We start from the raw sequence: 19726 nt of genomic DNA on the forward strand, positions 1-19726 counted from the left end.
AGACCTTATGTCTACCCAACCACTTATTGAAAAACTTATTGAAGCTCATCTAGATTTTTTAGATGAGCAATTTGCTCAGACTCAGGTGATCCAGCAAGAGTTTGAGCAATTTTATCATTGGTTGGGGAGTCGGCAATTACAACATCTGTGGACTTTTGAACAAATTCAACAGCTCATTCAAAAGCAGATTTTAGATACGCCTGCTTCTGATTTTCTAATTGAACAAATTGCTGAGCATATTCGCTTTGCATTAATTCATCCTGCAAATGACACCTCAACTATTGAGGATGTTATTCCTGTTCTAACGATTGACCGAATTGCACAATACGTTGCAAGTAAAGAAGAGCACCGTAAAAAACTGATTAAAACGATTGTGAATAATCCTGCTTTTTCGGCCCTACTCACGCAACTGATTCAGCAAACAATGCATGATTATTTAGATGAATCCATGTCAAAACGCGTACCTGGTGTAGGGCGTTTTATGAAAATGGGGAAATCTGTTTTAGAAACAGTAACCGATTCCAATCTGGACGATACGATTAATCATTATTTGCAAAAGAATATTCTAAAACTCAGCCAAATGAGTGAGCGTGTTTTAAACCAACATTTTGACAATGATAAGCTCTACCATTTTCAGGCAAATGTTTGGCATAAAGTTAAAACTATGCCACTTTCTGTTTTAAAAAATTATGTAGAAACTCAAGACTTATCAAAAACGGTTGGTTTAGGGCATGAAATATGGGATCACATTCGCCAAACTGATTATTTAAAACAACAAGTACATGATGGTATCTATACTTGGTATGTACGTAATCAAGAGCGTAGTTTTGATTTATTGCTTCGTGACCTCAATATTGATGAAGGTTTAGTACAACATGAGCTGACCAAGTTACTTGTGCCTGTATTACAGCAGTTAATTACCACAGGACATTTAAGACGTCGTGCCCGTATGTACTTAGAGAAGTTTTATTATTCTGAAAAAGCATTAGATATTTTAAATAACAAAGGCGCTTAGAGCGCCTTTGTTATTTATGTTGATTAGAAAGAATATTTTAAAGAAGCGTAATAAGCTCGACCTGGTTCATTATAAGTTTGGCTGATTGAATTACTGTCTCTTAAAATTTGTTTATCAAACAAGTTGCTCACACCAACACGCGTACTTATATTGTCTGAAAATTTATAACCGACATTTATTCCAGCGGTACTATAGCTTTTTACAGTACTTGGCTTAAGCGCAGAATTTGCTCCACCTGAACCAATACCAGATTCGATTCTACTTTCTGCAAACTGACGTGATTTTTGACGACCATATTGAGTAAATACAAAATTTACATCTAACTGATCTGTGATGTCATAATCAAGAATTGAGTTAATTGTATAGATTGGAACTAAAGATAATGGATTACCTGTTTGTTTATCTTTTGAATCCATCATATACGTAAAGTTGTTAGTCCAGCGGATATCACCGAAATCTAATCCTAAGCTTCCTTCAAAACCTTGAATTAATGCTTTAGGCGTATTTTCCCAACGTAAGATATTCCACTTAGTATTGGTCACAGCTCCTGTATTTGCATTCGTGCTTGAACCATCAACTGTTCCAACAACGTTTGTACCAGCCACAATTTTATCTTTATAGTCATTGCGGAACCAAGTTAAGCTCGCATTCACGATGTCTTTTTGGAACTGGATACCGAGCTCTTTGTTAACCGAAGTTTCTGGTTTTAAATCACCATTACCTTGTAACAAGCAACGTGACTCAATATTGGCCGGACAACCATTCCCATTTGTACTTAATAAATACCCTTCGGCATTTTGATACATATTCGGTGCTTTATAAGCTTTTGCTACCCCACCTTTTAAAGTGAAATAATCGTTAAGTCTTTGGGTAATATTTAAGCTTGGACTCCAGTTAGAACCAGATTTACTATGGTCATCAAAACGCAGGCCTAACACGACATCTGTACTGTCTGTGAGTTTCAAGTTATCTTCGATATATGCAGATGCAATACGTGATTCCATTTTACTACGATCACCTTTAGCTAATTGATCGCCATAACCTGAACCACTACTGTCTTTCCCTTGATTTGTCGATACATTATCTTTAAATCTGTCTTCAACCCATTCGGTACCAAGTGTTAATACATGCGGTACATAATATTCAAAAGGAATATTGGCTTCACCATTAAATCGAAGAGTTTCTAAACGTGAAGTGGCTTTATCATCAAGATTATTAATTTTTCCTTCTGTGCTGCCACCAAGGCCTTCTGGAAGACGTTTATTATGCGTTTTATCGTATTGAGCAACGAGCTTACTCTTACCCCAAGACCAATCACCCTCATGGGTTAATGCGTAGCTATCACGGTACATAGTATTGGTTTCTTTACCAATAAGTTCCGAAAGAATCGCATCAGCTTCCGCATTTGCATTTAACTGAGAGTCACCAGAATAAATATTACCTTGTTTGCTAGAAGAAACATCAAGCAAAATAGTTTGCTGGTCTGTTGCCTGCCAAGCTAAACGGCCCGAAATATCTTTATTTTTAACGCCTTCACGCCCAGCTGCGGTACTACCAATTGATTTATTAATATCAACATCGTCAGCTTCTGTTTTATTGTAATTACCATATAAACGATAAGATAAAACGTCTTTAATCAGTGGCCCACTTACGTTAAAACCAACACGATTTGATGCACCTTCTTTAGAGTCTTCAGGCTGTGACGTATAAAACTCTACTGAGCCATGGGTTTCATTAGTCACTTTTTTAGTAATGATGTTAACCACACCACCTGCCGCACCGGAGCCATAACGAGCTGCTGCTGGACCACGTAAAACCTCAATCGATTCGATTGCTTCTGCTGGCACCCAGTTTGAGTCACCTCGTGTATCACGCTCTCCTTTCCAGCCATAACGGACTGAATTACGAGAATTAATTGGTTTTCCATCCACTAAAATAAGCGTGTTTTCGGGCCCCATTCCACGGATATCAATTTGTCTATTATTGCCACGCTGACCTGTTGCGCTATTACCTGTTAAATTGACACCAGGCATACGGCGCACATAATCAGAAATATCATTACGAACTGGTAGTTTTTCTAAATCTTCTTGGGTGATTACTGATACGCCGAGCGACTGCTTCACCTGCTCTTCAGCTGTTACAAAAATTGTTTCCAATTTCACAGGTTCAGCAGGCTTTTCTAATGCTTTTTCAGCTTGTTCTTGCTCATTTTGTGCAGCATAAGCCATAGACATCATACTTGCCAGTACTGAAACAGAAAGCACTGACTGGATAATACGCTTCGACATAAGTATTCCCAATATATTGATTTATTAAACATCTCTCATTTTCAGTTCCGCATTGTAACAAAGATAAATAAAATTACAAATGATATTGATAATAATTATCATTATTTATATTGAATAATAAAAAAACCTCATTGCGAGGCTTTTTTATTTCACTTTTCAAATAATTTGATTATTTGAAATAAGCACCTTCAGCTTGCGTATGGTCTGTTTGGTCAACCACACGTTGAAGCTCAGGAATGTTCTCTCTTAAAGTAGTTTCTACACCTTGTTTCAAGGTAACATCAATTGCAGAACAACCTTGGCAACCACCACCAAATTTCAATACAGCAGTTAAACCGTGTTCTGGATCATCTTGTACTTCTACCAAACTACAATTTCCGCCATGCCCTGCAAGACCTGGGTTAATTTCTGCCTGAAGAATGTAAGTAATACGTTCTTCAATCGAAGCATCTGGACCAACACGTGGAACTTTAGAATTTGGAGCACGGAAAGTGAGCTGACCACCAAAACGGTCTTTGTTGTAATCAATTACGGCATCTAAAAGATAAGGAATAGATGGCGCATCAATATACGCAGGAAAATCAGGATAGTCCTGTTTATAATCCGTTGGGATCACTTCTTCTGGCGCACTATATGCCATACAGCATTCCGCACGTGGCGTACCCGGATGCTCAACAAAAATTCGAACGCCAATTCCCGGAGTATTTTGCTTCGTTAGTAAATCGTGCAAATACTCTTGTGCAGATGGTGTAATCAAAAGGTTTGGAATTTCTTCTGCAACAGCAGTGTTGGTGTTCTCAGTCGACATAACAATATTCCTCAAGCTGATGCCTTTATATTAACCGAAGATGAGGTGGATTTAAAAAAAATCAACTAAATTTGTCGGATTTATACACAACAGGGTTTCAAGTTAAGTTTTTAATGGCATTATTGAACTCAGTATTGATCATTTTTTTAAATATTTCTTATGTTGCATTTGCCGTTTAACCATACAGTTACTCTTATTATTATTACGGTCATTATCTCTTTACTTGCTTTTAGCAATCAAAATGTAATGAACCGATTGATTTTTTGGCCGCCTGCAATGCAACGTGGACAAATTGATCGATTCATTACTCATGGCTTTATCCATGCCGACGGAACACATTTACTGTTCAACATGATTACCCTGTTTTTCTTTGGCAGTATCATTGAAAGTTTTTACCGCCAATATTTCTATGACATGGGTTTTGTGTTGTTCTATTTAGGTGGCTTAATCTTTGCGATTTTGCCAAGCTATTTACAACATAAAAATGATGCGAATTGGGCCAGCCTAGGTGCTTCAGGTGCTGTTTCAGCGGTTTTATTTGCTTATATTCTATTTCAGCCATGGAAGCTGATTTTTGTATTCTTCATTCCTGTACCCGCTATTATTTTTGCTATTTTATATGTGGCGTACAGTATTTGGGCTGGTAAACGTGGTAATAGTCATATTAACCATAGTGCTCATTTATGGGGTGCAGCTTACGGAATCATCGTAACCATTTTACTTGAACCTAAAGTTATTCCACATTTCTTAGACCAGCTTACTCGTCTTCCTTTCTAAACGATATAAATCAAAGAAAAGCCTCTTGGGGCTTTTCTTTTTTTCTGATTTATTTATCTGCATAAATTCTCAGTCTTTTTTCTGATTTTCTTTGATCAATTCATTGCTTTGTTTGCAAAAACCATCTGATTAAACTCGTGCCAATCTTTTAATAATTCAGATGATACAATGAAGTACAGAGCAATTTTATCTAGCCTTTCTATTGCCTTATTTAGCTTATCTTTGGCTGGATGTAATGACAACGATAATCAAGAAAATGTTGTAAGCACGCCTAAGCAACCGAATATCTTATTTATTATGGCTGATGACTTAGGCTATTCAGATTTAGGGGTTTTTGGCGGCGAAATTCACACCCCTAATATTGATAGTCTGGCTCAAGAAGGTCGTCTTTTAACGGATTATCATACTGCCCCGACCTGTTCGCCAACACGTTCTCAACTTATTTCCGGTACTGATCACCATTTAGCTGGTATTGGGGCAATGGCGGAACTCACCCCAGAGCATTTGAAGGGACAACCAGGTTATGAGGGCTATTTAAACGAACGTTCTTTATCGATTGCCCAAGTACTTAAAGACAATGGTTACCGCACGTACATTAGCGGTAAATGGCATTTAGGCTTAACCCCTGAAACCAATGCACATGCTAAAGGTTTTGATCATTCATTTACCTTATTACAAGGTTTAGACCATCATTTTAAACAAGCTCCAAGTGCCTTTAAACGAAATTCAACTTATACAGAAGATGGGCAAATTATTCCTATTTCGGCATTGCCTGATGACTTTTTCTCTACCAACTATTTTACCGATAAATTACTGAGCTACTTAGATTCAGGCAAAAATAGCGGCAAACCATTCTTTGCTTATGCTGCTTACACGGCACCTCACTGGCCAATTCAAGCCCCAGCCGAATACCGTGAGAAATATCGCGGAGTTTATGATGTAGGTTACGATGCAATTCGTAATGCCCGCATTTCTAGACAAAAACAGCTTGGAATTATTCCTGCAAACTTTGATGCAGCAGAACCAATTGCGACTCAAAATGCTCCACAAAAATATGGGAAATGGGATGAGTTAACAGCCGAACAAAAGGCACTAGAAGCTCGTAAGATGGAAATCTATGCGGGTATGGTAGAAAATCTTGATGCCAATGTCGGCCGCATTATTCAATATCTCAAACAAAATAATCTTTATGACAATACTTTAATTTTCTTTGTTTCAGACAATGGCGCAGAAGGTTTTGTACGTGGCGGATATGGCAGTGAATCTGGTTTTGATAACTCAGTAGCCAATGTTGGTACACCTACTTCATATCACTATATTGGGCCACGTTGGGCCGAAGTCAGTGCGGCACCTTTCCACTTATGGAAAGATACGGCGGGCGAAGGCGCAACGACTGCCCCTGCTATTGTGAAATTACCAAATCAGAAAAAAGCGGAAGAGACAAATCATAGCTTTGCATCTGTACTCGATGTTTTCCCTACCTTACTAGAATATGCTCATATTCCAGTACCACAAGGTCAATACAATGGCCGGGCCATTAATACGCCATCTGGAATTTCATGGAAACCTTTGCTTGAAAACAAAACCGATACTATTCGCCCTGCAAATTTTAGCTTTGCCGATGAGCTGCATGGCAGCAAATATGCAAAACAAGGTGAATGGAAAATCGCACTTCAAGGGCGGCCTGAATTAGGCACAGGGACTTGGGAGCTATACAACATTAAATTAGATCGCGGTGAAAGACAAAACGTTGCTCAGCTTTATCCTGCAAAAGTTCAAGAACTCTTATCGGTCTATCAAAAATATACTGAAAAAAATGGTGTGCAGGAATATAACGCCAAATGAAATTGAAGCCATTTTTAGTTACCACAATCAGCCTGTCTATTATGACAGGCTGTAGCGAATCTTCAAAATTTTCTGAATCTAGGTCTTCGACGCAACAGCAAACATCTTTAGCTGATTTAGGGTCTATTGAAAAGTGTCAAAACTATAGTGGTCTGCCTCAGGGTTGGCTCAAACAGCCTACAGCAGGAATGGTTTTAATTGCCGATGGAGATTTTAACTTTGGTTCTGAAAAGGCCTATCCCGATGAACTTAATTTTGGAAAAAAGCAGCGCGAAGTCAAAGGATTTTGGATTGACCAAACTGAAGTTACGGTCGCTCAGTTTGCAAGTTTTGTAAAAGCAACTGGCTATATTACCGATGCCGAAAAACAAAAACAGGCTGCTGTTTTCTCACCAGACCCTCATCACCCACAGCAATGGTGGCAGCTAAAATCAGGGTATACATGGAAAACGCCAAACGGCGGTACTGGAGCTATAGCAAATCCTAATGAGCCTGTGCGATATGTGAGTAAAAATGATGCTGAACATTATGCAGTGTGGCTAGGACGTGATTTACCAACAGAACTAGAATGGGAATATGCAGCTAAAGCCAATTCAAAAACTGATACCCCTTTACATCAGGCCCCTACTGATGAACATCAACATCCGCAAGCCAACTACTGGCAAGGCGAATTCCCTTTTCAAAACCTAAATCAAGATCACTTTAAAGGTGTTGCACCTGTTGGATGTTTTGCGGCAAATAAATTCAAACTATTTGATATGATTGGAAATGTATGGGAATGGACATCTTCTCCTTATCAAGGTGCTCATGACCAGCATATGGGAAATTATTCTGATTTACGTCAACAAGAAATCACCAGCACTCAATATGTAATTAAAGGTGGATCTTTTCTTTGTGCACAAAATTATTGTTCACGTTATCGTAGCAGTAGCCGTTATCCACAAGATTTTGATTTAGCTGCAACACATGTTGGATTTCGGACTATTTTACGGTCTCCTTAATTTTTACTTAATTCGACTTATTAAAGATATTTTTTAACCAAAATTAGGTCGAAAAATAATCAAAATGTTTTTATAGTACAAGTGAGAATGATAAAAAAGTGAGAACAAGATGAAAACTCTACTTCTTTGTGCCGCAGCAATTTTCACAATGTCACTATCAGCCTGTGCGGTCCATACACCTGAAGGTAGTATTGTGATTGACCCTGATTCACCATATTACGGACATCCAGGAGGCTTTTGCCCACCAGGACAAGCTAAAAAAGGACGTTGTTAGAAATACCCTCTTTTAAAGTAATTTTGAAGTTACTCTAAAGAAATAGGCTTCAATCAAGTGATGAATTGAATACTAAATGGAGGGTTCCAGCCCAAAAATAGATGGGATGAAACTAGAAAATTATGGTGTAAAAAAATCACCATATCCCCAAGATTTTTAAAAGACAATCTTACGTTGTCTTCTATCTAGTTTCACCCCAATTCTTTCTTATTCCGTTTGACTTTTCTTATCGCTTAAGAAAAAAGTCTAGTTTTTAATCATTTCTGTATCTCTATTATTGATACATTTTGAACATTTTACCTTCAGGTTAATACTGATGTATTTGCTTAATACAAAATAAACATTTATGTAACGTAAGTCTATAAAAATGTTCTAAAAATGTGAAAAAAATTAAGGCCAAAATGAGATGAATTTATCATAATAACTTTCTCTTTCACGTTTCATCACATAAATAATCAATATTATTTTGTCAGTTATTGCCACTCGTTTCCTTTCATTGGCATAGATAATGTATACACATGTATATTAACCCAGTCGTATAAACGAGATATTTTATGTCCAGCACAAGTCAAGTCGAAGGTCTACAATTTCCGGTACATGCCTCAACAAAAAAACAAAGTACATCTCTTACAGGCCAAGAGATTTTGTCAGAGGCCTTATCTATTGTAGATAATAAAACCGCACAACAAGTGTTGAATGAAAAAAACTGGCGAAAAAACTATCCTTTATATTTTAAAGCTCTTGTTAAACAAGGGATTTCTAATATCAACAACCCAATTACTATTGCGAAGCAAGGATTGCATAAAGCTCACCATATTTTTGATTATTATCGTGATGGTAAACACTACCTTTTAAAAGATGCCGTTCATATTGCTTCATCTACTCCTCTTTATACAGTAAAACTTAAAGGTGAAAGTGACGCAGCACCTGAATGGTATGTTCCCTATAAAGGACAAAAACTAAGTGGACAAAGCTTATTAGACCAGATTCAACGCTGGGAAGAGACTGGTATTATTGAGCCAAGTCATGCCAAAGCACTTCGTGAAGCTATTGCTCATCCAGAATGGTTCGATTTGTCTGACCGTACGATGGTGCTGTTTGGTGCAGCCTCAGAAGCAGGACCACTGCCTTGGTTAGCCAAATGGAAAGCAAATATTGTTGCTATAGATTTACCAAACTCACGAGTCTGGGGCAAAATCCTAAATACAATTCAACAAGGGAATGCAACACTTATTGCACCATGTGTTGAAGCCGTTGATTCGTCAGCAAAAGCTTCTGAGTTAAAAGATAAGCTGGGTGCAAATTTACTGACTCAATTACCAGAAATAGCGCAGTGGCTGGTGCAGTTTCCACAAAAGTTAGATTTGGCAGCAATCGCCTATTTAGATGGTGAAAAGCATGTCCGCGTTTCCATGGCAATGGATAGCATCATGCAATTTGTGAGCGAGCATAAGCCTGATACAAGCCTTATGTTTATGTGTACTCCAACCGATGTTTATGCAGTACCAAAAGAAGTTGCAGAGGCTGCTCAAGAGAAATTTAAATCCCGCAGAAAAATGCAAAAGTTGGCAGTAAAAGGTGTTTCTGCTCTTTCGCTCAATCGTTTTTTTCAAGCGCCATATCAAGACTTGGTTACATGTGAAAATGGAAAAACTTATGGTATTGCCGACTGCTTAGTGGTTGAACAAGGTCCAAACTATGCTTTGGCAAAGCGTATTCAACAATGGCGTGCTATTTTGGCCCGCCATCAAGGACAACGTGTCAGCATTAATATTGCACCATCGACAACGACTCATTCAGTGACTAAAAATCCATTATTGAAAGCAGCTTTTAATGGCGCAGAACTTTTCGATGTAGAAGCATTTAGCCCTGAAACCACCAATGCCATTATGGCGGCACTCTGGATTCATGACTTAAGAAATGAGTCTTCTGTCGCGAATCCTGAAACTGTCTTAGACCATCCGCTTGAACTTATGATGGAAGGTGCCAATCATGGTGGTCTATGGCGTGTCGCTTATTTAGCACGAACTGCCCTACCTTTTGCGGCAATTTATGGTTTTGCTACCGAAAAACTTCCTTTTAGAAAATCATCTAAAAAATAATTTGATTAAAGCCCAATCCTAGAATTGGGCTTTTTTCTAATGTGTCTTTATTTATATTGAAAGTGTGATAGATATTTTTGCATTTCATCAGGAGGCACCATGCCGCCCCCAGTAGCCCATATTACATGATTTGCCTGTTGCAACTGCTCAGCTGTAAACTGGTGTAAAGCCAAGTAATCAGGACTCGTCTGAACATAATACGGCCCCATCATGCCTGCTACTGCAGAAGGCTCAAGCTGAATATTCTCAGTTTGATTTAAAAGCGCAATGAGCTCATATAAACGTTCATCGTGAATGGTGTAGTAGCCATCGATTAATTGTTGCATAGCACGCCCGACAAAACCTGAAGCACGCCCTACCGCAAGCCCGTCTGCCGCAGTAACGTTATCAATACCAATATCATTGACTGAAATCTGATCATGCAAACCTGTGTGGACACCAAGTAACATACACGGCGAATGTGTTGGTTCTGCAAAGATACAATGTACATGCTCACCAAAAGCCAGTTTTAGTCCAAAACTCACCCCACCAGGGCCACCACCGACGCCACACGGCAAATAAACAAATAATGGGTGTTCAGCATCGACTTTAATTTGGTTTTGCTCAAATTGCTGTTTTAAGCGTATTCCTGCAACTGCATAACCTAAAAATAATGTGGTTGAGTTTTCATCATCAATGAAAAAGCAGTGAGGATCTTGCTCTGCGGCTTTACGTCCCTCTTCAACAGCTACTCCGTAATCACTGGCATATTCTACAACGTTGACGCCGAGTGAACGTAGTTTGTCTTTTTTCCACTGTCTAGCATCAGCCGACATATGAACAGTAACTCTAAAGCCGAGTTTGGCGCTCATAATACCAATAGAAAGCCCAAGATTGCCCGTAGAACCTACTGCAATTTGATACTTAGAAAAGAATGCCCTAAATGAATCTTGATCTAATTTACTATAATCATCTTCTGGTTTGAGTAACCCTGCCTGCATGGCAAGTTTTTCAGCATGTGTGAGCACTTCATAAATACCACCACGTGCTTTAATGGAGCCTGAAATAGGTAGATGACTATCCTTTTTCAGCCAGAATGTTCCATTAAGCTGTACTTGTTTTGCTGAAGAAAGTGCTTGTTGCATATGAGCAATTTCAACAATATCTGATTCAATTTTTCCCTGTTGTGCTTGAGTTTCAGGAAATACTTTTGCCAAATAAGGTGCGAAACGCGCTAGTCTTGCTTCTGCTTCACTTACATCCTTAGCGGTTAGTCCAACTTTTTCTAAAGCTTCTTTTAAAGGATAGCGATGAGGTGTAAACCAAAATGTTTCTTGATAGGCTTGAAGTGTTTCAATAAGTGGAAATTGTTGTTTTAGCTGATCTATTTGAACCGCATTCATAATATATCCTGATATAAAATTTTAAGCCCAATCTATAAAGCTGTTTGATGGCCTATAACAACCTATTAATTTATAGATGAATGTACATGAAAAATAGTCTCAACTTTAAAAACTAAACAAATAAAAAAGCCACTGTGAACAGTGGCTTTAATTTTTTAAATGCTTTTATACAAACTGTAAGAATAACCAGTACAAACCACCTGACAAGCAGATTGTTGCAGGAAGAGTAAATACCCATGCAGAGAGAATTGTCTTCACAGTATTAAAGTTTAAACCTGATTTATTCGCGACCATCGTACCCGCAACAGCACTGTTTAAAACGTGTGTTGTTGAAACTGGCATACCTAAACCATCAGCAGCTGCAATTGTACTCATTGCAACAAGCTCAGCAGACATCCCTTGACCATAAGTCATGTGGTGCTTACCAATACGCTCACCTACAGTCACAACGATACGTTTCCAACCCACCATTGTGCCTAGACCAAGTGCTAAAGCAACAGCCACTTTTACCCAAGTCGGAATGTATTGTAAGAATGAATCTAAGCTACTACGGTATTCTTTCACAAGCTTTTTCTGTGAGTCATCCATTTTTGGTAAAGCATCTGCTTTATCCAAACGCTTAAACGTCGTGGTGCTTAAATACATGTCATTACGAATTTCGCTAATTGCAGCTTCAGGAATATCTTTTAAGTTGCTATAGCTAGAAACTCGCTCACCCAAGTGATCAGTCATACTTGCCAATGCAGGCACAACTTCCGGAGTTTGCTGTTTAGTTTGAATATATTTAGTCAGAATAACACGTGCTTTTTCATCGGTTAATTCTGGCTGATTTTGATTCAAAAATACGGCAGTTTGAGAAGAAAGCTGATGGAATGATTGAACTTGCTGAGTATCAAGATTTTTATTTAATGAATAAGCCAACGGCACCAGACCAACCAAAATCAGCATGATGAGTCCCATACCCTTTTGACCGTCATTAGAACCATGTGCAAAACTCACACCTGTACAGGTAAAGATCAAGATTGCACGAATGATTGCTGGTGGTGGTTTATTCCCTTCAGGTGGCTGGAATAATTCTAATTGGCGTTTAAAAATAGTTTTAACCAACAAGAATACAATCGCTGCAAAAGCGAAACCAATTAAAGGTGAAAATAATAATGCCTTACCGACTTTAATCACCTGATCCATATCAACACCACTGGTCGTTACGCCAGTCGATGCACTCAATAGATGGTTCATAATACCCACACCCAAGATTGAACCAATCAAGGTATGAGAGCTAGAAGCAGGAATACCCAAGAACCAAGTACCTAAGTTCCAGAGAATCGCAGCAATAAGAAGCGCAAAAACCATTGCGAAACCTGCACCGCTACCCATATTCATGATCAGCTCAACAGGCAACAATGCAATAATGCCGTAAGCGACTGCGCCGCTTGCAACCATTACCCCAAGGAAATTACAAAAACCAGCCCACATGACTGCAACTGGTGCTGGTAAAGCATTGGTGTAAATCACTGTTGCTACTGCATTTGCAGTATCGTGGAAGCCATTTACAAACTCAAAGCCTAAAGCAATCAAGAGTGCAGTTGATAAAAGAATAACTGAATAAAGACTCAAAGGTGGTACATGTGCTAAATCAGCACTCACCTGAAATCCAATATAAATAAGTGTTGCAACAATAATCGTCAGAAACACCGGCATAAAAAATTTAGGTGTCGGGACATGTACATTCGTCGATTTGACTTGCAGGTTTGCCGCAAGTTTTGAATCCGAAACAGGGGGTAGATTAGAATTCATGCAGACGGTAAGAGGATAAAAAAATCCTCTGTATTCTTAAATTAAATTATGACAATTATATGACAAAGCGGCGCCCGATGAAGTCAATTTTTCACATTTTGACCTCATTTGATGCACCTTTCCTCTACGGTTTTTATTTTTTTATTTAAATACAATGATTTACATAAATCCCCATCCATCTATTTTATGACTATTTTTGAAGCAAAAATATCTAAAAAATTACCTAAACGACTATTTTTTAAACACCACAACTGTCATAAAACCGAATATTGGAGATGAAATATTTCAATATCATGATCATTTTATGAATATTTGATGAAAAAACAGTCTTCATTTGTCATAAAAGCCGTTTTTTAATGAATCTATTACAGTGAATGATGGGTCGTTATAGCTCATCAATTGCGCAACTATTCTGTTACAATAGCGCCGCATTTTTAAATTCATATAAAAGATCGGGGTTTTCTATGTCTACGCTTGCCACCCTAAAAGCGCTTCTTGCTAAACGCATTCTGATTATTGATGGTGCAATGGGAACTATGATCCAGCGCCATAAATTGGAAGAAGCAGACTACCGTGGTGAGCGTTTTGCCGATTGGGCACATGACTTAAAAGGTAACAATGACCTTTTGGTTCTGACCCAGCCTCAAATCATTCAAGGTATTCATGAAGCTTATCTTGATGCTGGTGCTGACATTATTGAAACCAACAGCTTTAACGGCACGCGTGTTTCTATGTCTGATTACCACATGGAAGATATTGTTCCAGAGATTAACCGTGAAGCAGCACGTTTAGCTAAAGCAGCTTGTGAGAAGTATTCGACTCCAGATAAACCGCGTTTTGTAGCAGGTGTACTTGGACCAACATCGCGTACTTGTTCCATTTCACCGAATGTAAATGACCCTGCCTTTCGTAACATCACTTTTGATGAGCTAAAAGAAAACTATATTGAAGCGACACATGCGCTGATTGAAGGCGGTGCAGATATCATTTTGATTGAAACCGTATTTGACACATTAAACTGTAAAGCTGCAATTTTTGCGGTTAAAGAAGTCTTTAAACAAATTGGTCGTGAATTACCAATCATGATTTCAGGGACCATTACTGATGCATCGGGTCGTACCTTAACAGGTCAAACTGCGGAAGCGTTTTGGAACTCTGTACGTCATGGTGACTTACTATCGATTGGTTTTAACTGTGCGCTTGGTGCAGATGCAATGCGACCTCACGTAAAAACCATTTCCGATGTCGCAGATACGTTTGTTTCAGCGCACCCAAATGCGGGCTTACCAAACGCTTTTGGTGAATATGACGAAACGCCAGAACAAACGGCAGAATTCTTAAAAGAATTTGCAGAAAGCGGCTTAATTAATATTACTGGTGGTTGCTGTGGTACAACACCTGACCATATCCGCGCGATTGCCAATGCGGTAAAAGATATTGCGCCTCGTCAAGTTCCTGAAACTGTACCTGCGTGTCGTTTGAGTGGTTTAGAACCATTTAACATTTACGATGACTCACTTTTCGTGAACGTGGGTGAACGTACTAACGTTACAGGTTCAAAAAAATTCTTACGCTTAATTCGTGAAGAAAACTTTGCTGAAGCTTTAGAAGTTGCACAGCAACAAGTGGAAGCTGGCGCACAGATTATCGACATTAACATGGATGAAGGGATGCTCGATTCGCAAAATGCGATGGTGCATTTCTTAAACCTTGTAGCTTCTGAGCCAGATATTTCACGTGTGCCAATCATGATCGACTCATCAAAATGGGAAATCATTGAAGCTGGCTTAAAATGCGTACAAGGTAAACCCGTTGTTAACTCGATTTCTTTAAAAGAAGGTTATGACGAGTTTGTAGAAAAAGCTCGCCTGTGCCGTCAATATGGTGCTGCGATTATTGTCATGGCATTTGACGAAACAGGTCAAGCCGACACTGCTGCACGTAAGCGTGAAATCTGTAAACGCTCATATGACATTTTAGTGAATGATGTTGGCTTCCCTGCTGAAGATATTATTTTTGACCCGAACGTGTTTGCAGTTGCAACAGGTATTGAAGAACACAATAACTATGGCGTCGACTTTATTGAGGCCACAGGTTGGATTAAACAAAACTTACCTCACGCCATGATTTCTGGTGGTGTGTCGAATGTTTCGTTCTCGTTCCGTGGTAACGAGCCTGTTCGTGAAGCCATTCACTCTGTGTTCTTGTACCATGCCATCAAGCAAGGCATGACCATGGGTATTGTGAATGCTGGCCAAATGGCAATTTATGATGATATTCCAGCCGAGCTAAAACAAGCAGTTGAAGATGTCATTTTAAACCAAAACCAAGGTGAGTCTGGTCAGGCTGCGACTGAAAAATTGCTTGAAGTGGCTGAAAAATACCGTGGACAAGGCGGCGCTACAAAAGAAGCCGAGAACCTTGAATGGCGTAATGAGTCAGTCGAAAAACGTCTTGAATATGCTTTAGTTAAAGGTATTACAACTTACATTGATGAAGATACCGAAGAAGCTCGCCTCAAAGCCAAACGTCCTTTAGATGTAATCGAAGGTGCTTTGATGGACGGTATGAACGTGGTTGGTGACTTGTTCGGTTCGGGCAAAATGTTCTTACCACAAGTTGTGAAATCTGCACGTGTTATGAAGCAAGCTGTGGCTTGGCTCAACCCGTACATTGAAGCTGAAAAAACAGGTAGCCAATCTAAAGGTAAAGTCTTGATGGCAACTGTTAAAGGCGACGTACACGATATTGGTAAAAATATTGTAGGCGTGGTACTTGGCTGTAATGGTTACGACATTGTTGACCTTGGTGTAATGGTACCGTGCGAGAAAATCTTGCAAACCGCAATTGATGAGAAATGTGACATCATTGGTTTGTCAGGTCTGATTACCCCATCTTTAGATGAAATGGTGTTTGTTGCCAAAGAAATGCAACGCAAAGGCTTTAACATTCCTTTATTGATTGGTGGTGCAACAACCTCAAAAGCACATACAGCAGTAAAAATTGATCCTCAGTACCAAAACGATGCTGTGATCTATGTAGCTGATGCTTCACGTGCTGTGGGTGTTGCAACCACCCTGCTTTCGAAAGAAATGCGTGGAAACTTTATTGCAGAGCACCGTGCTGAATATGCCAAGATCCGTGAGCGCTTAGCCAACAAACAGCCAAAAGCTGCAAAATTGACTTATGCAGAGTCAGTTGAAAACGGTTTTAAAATTGACGAAAGCTATGTACCACCAAAACCAAATCTTTTGGGAACACAAGTCCTCACCAACTATCCTCTTGCAACCCTTGTAGAGTATTTTGACTGGACACCATTCTTCATTTCTTGGAGCTTGGCAGGTAAATTCCCGAAAATTTTAGAAGATGAAGTGGTTGGTGAAGCTGCAACTGACTTGTACAACCAAGCTCAAGCGATGTTGAAAGATATTATCGACAATAATCGTTTTGATGCTCGTGCTGTATTCGGTATGTTCCCCGCTCAACGCACTGACGCAGACACAGTGAGCGTATTTGATGAAGCTGGTCAAAATGTTACGCATACTTTTGAGCACTTACGTCAACAATCGGACAAAGTCACAGGTAAACCAAACTTGTCTTTAGCAGATTACATTCGTACTGACCGTGAGCAACAAGACTACTTAGGCGGATTCACTGTATCGATTTTTGGTGCAGAAGAATTGGCAAATGAGTACAAAGCCAAAGGTGATGACTACTCTGCAATTTTAGTTCAGTCACTAGCCGACCGTTTTGCTGAAGCCTTTGCCGAACACTTACATGAACGCATTCGTAAAGAGTTCTGGGGCTATAAAGCGGATGAACAGCTTAGCAATGAAGAACTGATTAAAGAGAAATATGTCGGTATTCGCCCTGCACCGGGTTACCCTGCTTGCCCAGAGCACTCTGAAAAAGCGGTGTTGTTCGACTGGTTAGGTTCTACCGACAAAATCGGCACTAAACTGACTGAACACTTTGCAATGATGCCACCATCTTCGGTAAGTGGTTTCTATTATTCTCACCCACAAAGTGAATACTTTAACGTAGGTAAAATATCTCAAGACCAACTTGAAGATTATGCAAAACGTAAAGGTTGGACACTGGATGAAGCGAAACGTTGGTTAGCGCCGAATTTAGATGATTCGATTGTTTAATGTTTATTTTATAACAATTGAGATCAGGTATGATTTATTTTAATGCCTGATCTCATATAATTAGTATTCTGGTTTAGTTAACTCGTCCACAATCAAACTTTTATTAATATTATTAATAAACAAATAAAAATCATGCTCTAATTTAATAAAATCTTTTCTCTCACACTCTTGAATAGTAATACCAAGACTTTCAGCATTAATAATTAGTTTCTTAATATGATCAGCATATCCAAGTTTTCGAGGAAGTCCTTTATTTAAAAAATTTATATCTACATCTATCAGCTTAATAATATTTTTATAATTATTAGAAACATTTAAATCACCTTCAAATGAATTTGGATATATAACACGATAAAAAAACAAGCGATCAATTGAGTTAGATTTCAAATAACTACTATGTTCTAGATAAATATCAATAGTTTCAATAAAATTCCTATAATGCTGTAAATATGTCGAATACCTATTAACTTGCTGTGTATTTAAATTATTAGCATGCGTAGTTATATAAGTTTCTAAATAAATCTGTACTGATATCCAACCTAATAAAACTGTTGTAATTGCTATTGCGAGCACAGGTATTTGAAAAATATATTGAGTTAATTCAATGAATTTTTTTAAACCTTCACTAGTTGGTTCAAAATGATATCCGCTCTTCAAAATGAAGAAAAAATTACAAATAAAAAAATAAAGAGTAGCACATGCTGCCAAAAACCAGATACGTTTTATTATTCTATTAATTAACGAACTATCCCTTGCTAACTTATCCATCTATCTAATTAACCTGTACTTTTGCAATTCCGTATTTAGAGAAATAGCTTTCTCTGTATATATTCCTTTTGGATGAGATTTAAGAAACCCAATTCTATGTTGAATTTTAAAAAACTTTCTATTATAAATAAAAGAACCATTTTCCTTTTGTAAAGGAAAATGTTTTTTTAAAGATTTAATTGAGTCTTCAATAAACTTTATGTCTGCTTTATTTGGTAATGGTTTAATTGCATTAAGCTTTCGCTGAAGTTTCTCTACAGACACATGATTTACTCTAGATAACTTACTTACTAATCCCTGACATCTATTAAAATCAATTCGATAAAAATAATGTGTTCTATAATTAGGTTTTTTAACTAATTGCTCTAATCTATGAATTGCCGCTCTAATATTTTTTACTTCAATCTTATCAAACTTTGGTGTTTTTAAATCAACCCTAATATTATGAACTTTTAATGCTTTACTTGAGAATCTTTCTACCTTAATTTTATCTATATTTAATGGAAGATCTATACTATTTAACTGACCTTCAACAATTTTTATAATAGAATCAAAATTATATTCTGAATTTTTACTAGAAATTGTAATATCATCAATATAACGGGTATAAATTAACTTTTTATTTTTCAAACGAAAGAATAGTCTTTCTTCTATTGAAAATAATGCTAAAGAAGCTATATAACTTGAAGTAATACCTCCTTGAGGAACTTTACCATCAACACAACATAATTGCGCTAAGATTTTCGACAACTCATCATTATATTTAAAGAAATTTTTAAATATTTTTTCTACTAATTCTTGAGTAATATTATCAAAAAAATCTTCTATATCTAATTTAAGTAAAGCTCTAGCACCACAATGTTTTTCAGCACTAGCAACATAATCATTTGAGGATATTTCATCAGCTGGAATAGAACCAAAAATATAGTCTGGCCATTCTATTTGTTGAGTAAAAATTCTATTCTTAATTCTTCTTTGTATTTTTCTTAAAGAGGTATTTGGATTATAGATATTCCTTAGTTTACCATTACTTTTTTTTATAAATCCAGCTTTATATTTAGCTTCATCTTCTAATAAAAGTACATTTGTTAATTCATCAATATCAATAGATAAAACTTCAGATAATTTATCTAAACTATCAATTTTAGAGCCTTTATAAATATATTTGGACTTGATCATTTGATATAGCGAGGGCACTCTAAATGCTAAGTAGATATAATAAACTCTAAAGAACAATACATAGAGCTTGTAATCTCAATTTACTTGGTTACTCAACAGCACTTAAATAAACACTGAGATTACTACCCTCGGCTATCAGGATTATTTGGGACAAATGACGGAAACGACACTTCTCCCCACAAGCTATCTATTCAATAGCACTAGTTAAAACTAGCCAATAAGAGCTGAAATTAATTGAGTAACATCCGTAACCAAACGAAACATTTGGGATAACAAGATTTATACCATGTTTAAAAAATTTGTAAAAGTATTAGCAACTATTTTAAGAAAAAAATAGAT

At 37.7% G+C, this 19726-nt stretch carries 13 protein-coding genes; 7 read left to right on the forward strand and 6 right to left on the reverse strand.

Features of this window, described 5'->3' with window-relative positions; genetic code table 11:
• The first annotated feature begins 7 nt into the window (after nt 1–7).
• Nucleotides 8–1015, forward strand: coding sequence for a hypothetical protein (locus H7R46_RS13250; protein ID WP_005070650.1), 1008 nt, complete (start codon nt 8–10; stop codon nt 1013–1015).
• 23 nt (nt 1016–1038) lie between these two features.
• Here the strand turns inward: H7R46_RS13250 and H7R46_RS13255 are convergent, their stop codons facing one another.
• Nucleotides 1039–3303: a TonB-dependent siderophore receptor gene (locus H7R46_RS13255; protein ID WP_005070652.1), complete on the reverse strand. Its 2265-nt coding sequence runs from the start codon at nt 3301–3303 to the stop codon at nt 1039–1041.
• Between the two features lie 169 nt (nt 3304–3472).
• A complete protein-coding gene (gene nfuA / locus H7R46_RS13260; protein ID WP_002117617.1) occupies nt 3473–4111 on the reverse strand; it encodes a Fe-S biogenesis protein NfuA in 639 nt (212 codons plus the stop codon).
• A gap of 159 nt (nt 4112–4270) precedes the next feature.
• Here nfuA and H7R46_RS13265 point away from each other — a divergent pair, with 159 nt between their 5' ends.
• From H7R46_RS13265 to H7R46_RS13285, 5 genes are all read left to right on the forward strand, one after another.
• Nucleotides 4271–4888 (forward strand): rhomboid family intramembrane serine protease, encoded by a 618-nt coding sequence (locus H7R46_RS13265; RefSeq protein WP_002117778.1) that lies wholly within the window; start codon nt 4271–4273, stop codon nt 4886–4888.
• Nucleotides 4889–5056: 168 nt separating this feature from the next.
• Complete coding sequence (locus H7R46_RS13270) at nt 5057–6733, forward strand: arylsulfatase (RefSeq protein WP_005070656.1); 1677 nt, start codon at nt 5057–5059, stop codon at nt 6731–6733.
• Nucleotides 6730–7734 (forward strand): formylglycine-generating enzyme family protein, encoded by a 1005-nt coding sequence (locus H7R46_RS13275; protein WP_005070657.1) that lies wholly within the window; start codon nt 6730–6732, stop codon nt 7732–7734. The genes H7R46_RS13270 and H7R46_RS13275 overlap by 4 nt, the downstream gene beginning before the upstream one ends.
• Before the next feature lie 109 nt (nt 7735–7843).
• Nucleotides 7844–8008 carry a hypothetical protein gene (locus H7R46_RS13280; RefSeq protein ID WP_000854552.1) on the forward strand — a complete coding sequence of 55 codons (165 nt, stop codon included), beginning with the start codon at nt 7844–7846 and terminating at the stop codon, nt 8006–8008.
• 554 nt (nt 8009–8562) lie between these two features.
• Nucleotides 8563–10110 carry a hypothetical protein gene (locus H7R46_RS13285; protein ID WP_005070660.1) on the forward strand — a complete coding sequence of 516 codons (1548 nt, stop codon included), beginning with the start codon at nt 8563–8565 and terminating at the stop codon, nt 10108–10110.
• Between the two features lie 47 nt (nt 10111–10157).
• Here the strand turns inward: H7R46_RS13285 and H7R46_RS13290 are convergent, their stop codons facing one another.
• Nucleotides 10158–11492 (reverse strand): D-serine ammonia-lyase, encoded by a 1335-nt coding sequence (locus H7R46_RS13290; protein WP_005070663.1) that lies wholly within the window; start codon nt 11490–11492, stop codon nt 10158–10160.
• 165 nt (nt 11493–11657) lie between these two features.
• A complete protein-coding gene (locus tag H7R46_RS13295) occupies nt 11658–13289 on the reverse strand; it encodes an inorganic phosphate transporter (RefSeq protein ID WP_005070664.1) in 1632 nt (543 codons plus the stop codon).
• A gap of 464 nt (nt 13290–13753) precedes the next feature.
• On the opposite strand from H7R46_RS13295, the gene metH reads away from it, so the two are divergent.
• Complete coding sequence (gene metH / locus H7R46_RS13300) at nt 13754–17440, forward strand: methionine synthase (RefSeq protein WP_025469855.1); 3687 nt, start codon at nt 13754–13756, stop codon at nt 17438–17440.
• 60 nt (nt 17441–17500) lie between these two features.
• Here the strand turns inward: metH and H7R46_RS13305 are convergent, their stop codons facing one another.
• Together H7R46_RS13305 and H7R46_RS13310 are read right to left on the reverse strand one after the other, a co-directional pair.
• Nucleotides 17501–18208, reverse strand: coding sequence for a retron Ec48 family effector membrane protein (locus H7R46_RS13305; RefSeq protein ID WP_005070669.1), 708 nt, complete (start codon nt 18206–18208; stop codon nt 17501–17503).
• The gene (locus H7R46_RS13310) at nt 18209–19387 is read right to left on the reverse strand and encodes a reverse transcriptase family protein (RefSeq protein WP_005070670.1); all 1179 of its coding nucleotides are present in this window, start codon (nt 19385–19387) and stop codon (nt 18209–18211) included. It lies immediately after the preceding gene.
• Nucleotides 19388–19726: the final 339 nt, after the last annotated feature.

Origin of the sequence: Acinetobacter sp. BEC1-S18-ESBL-01 (assembly GCF_014169935.1) — a bacterium.
Classification (GTDB): domain Bacteria; phylum Pseudomonadota; class Gammaproteobacteria; order Pseudomonadales; family Moraxellaceae; genus Acinetobacter; species Acinetobacter pittii.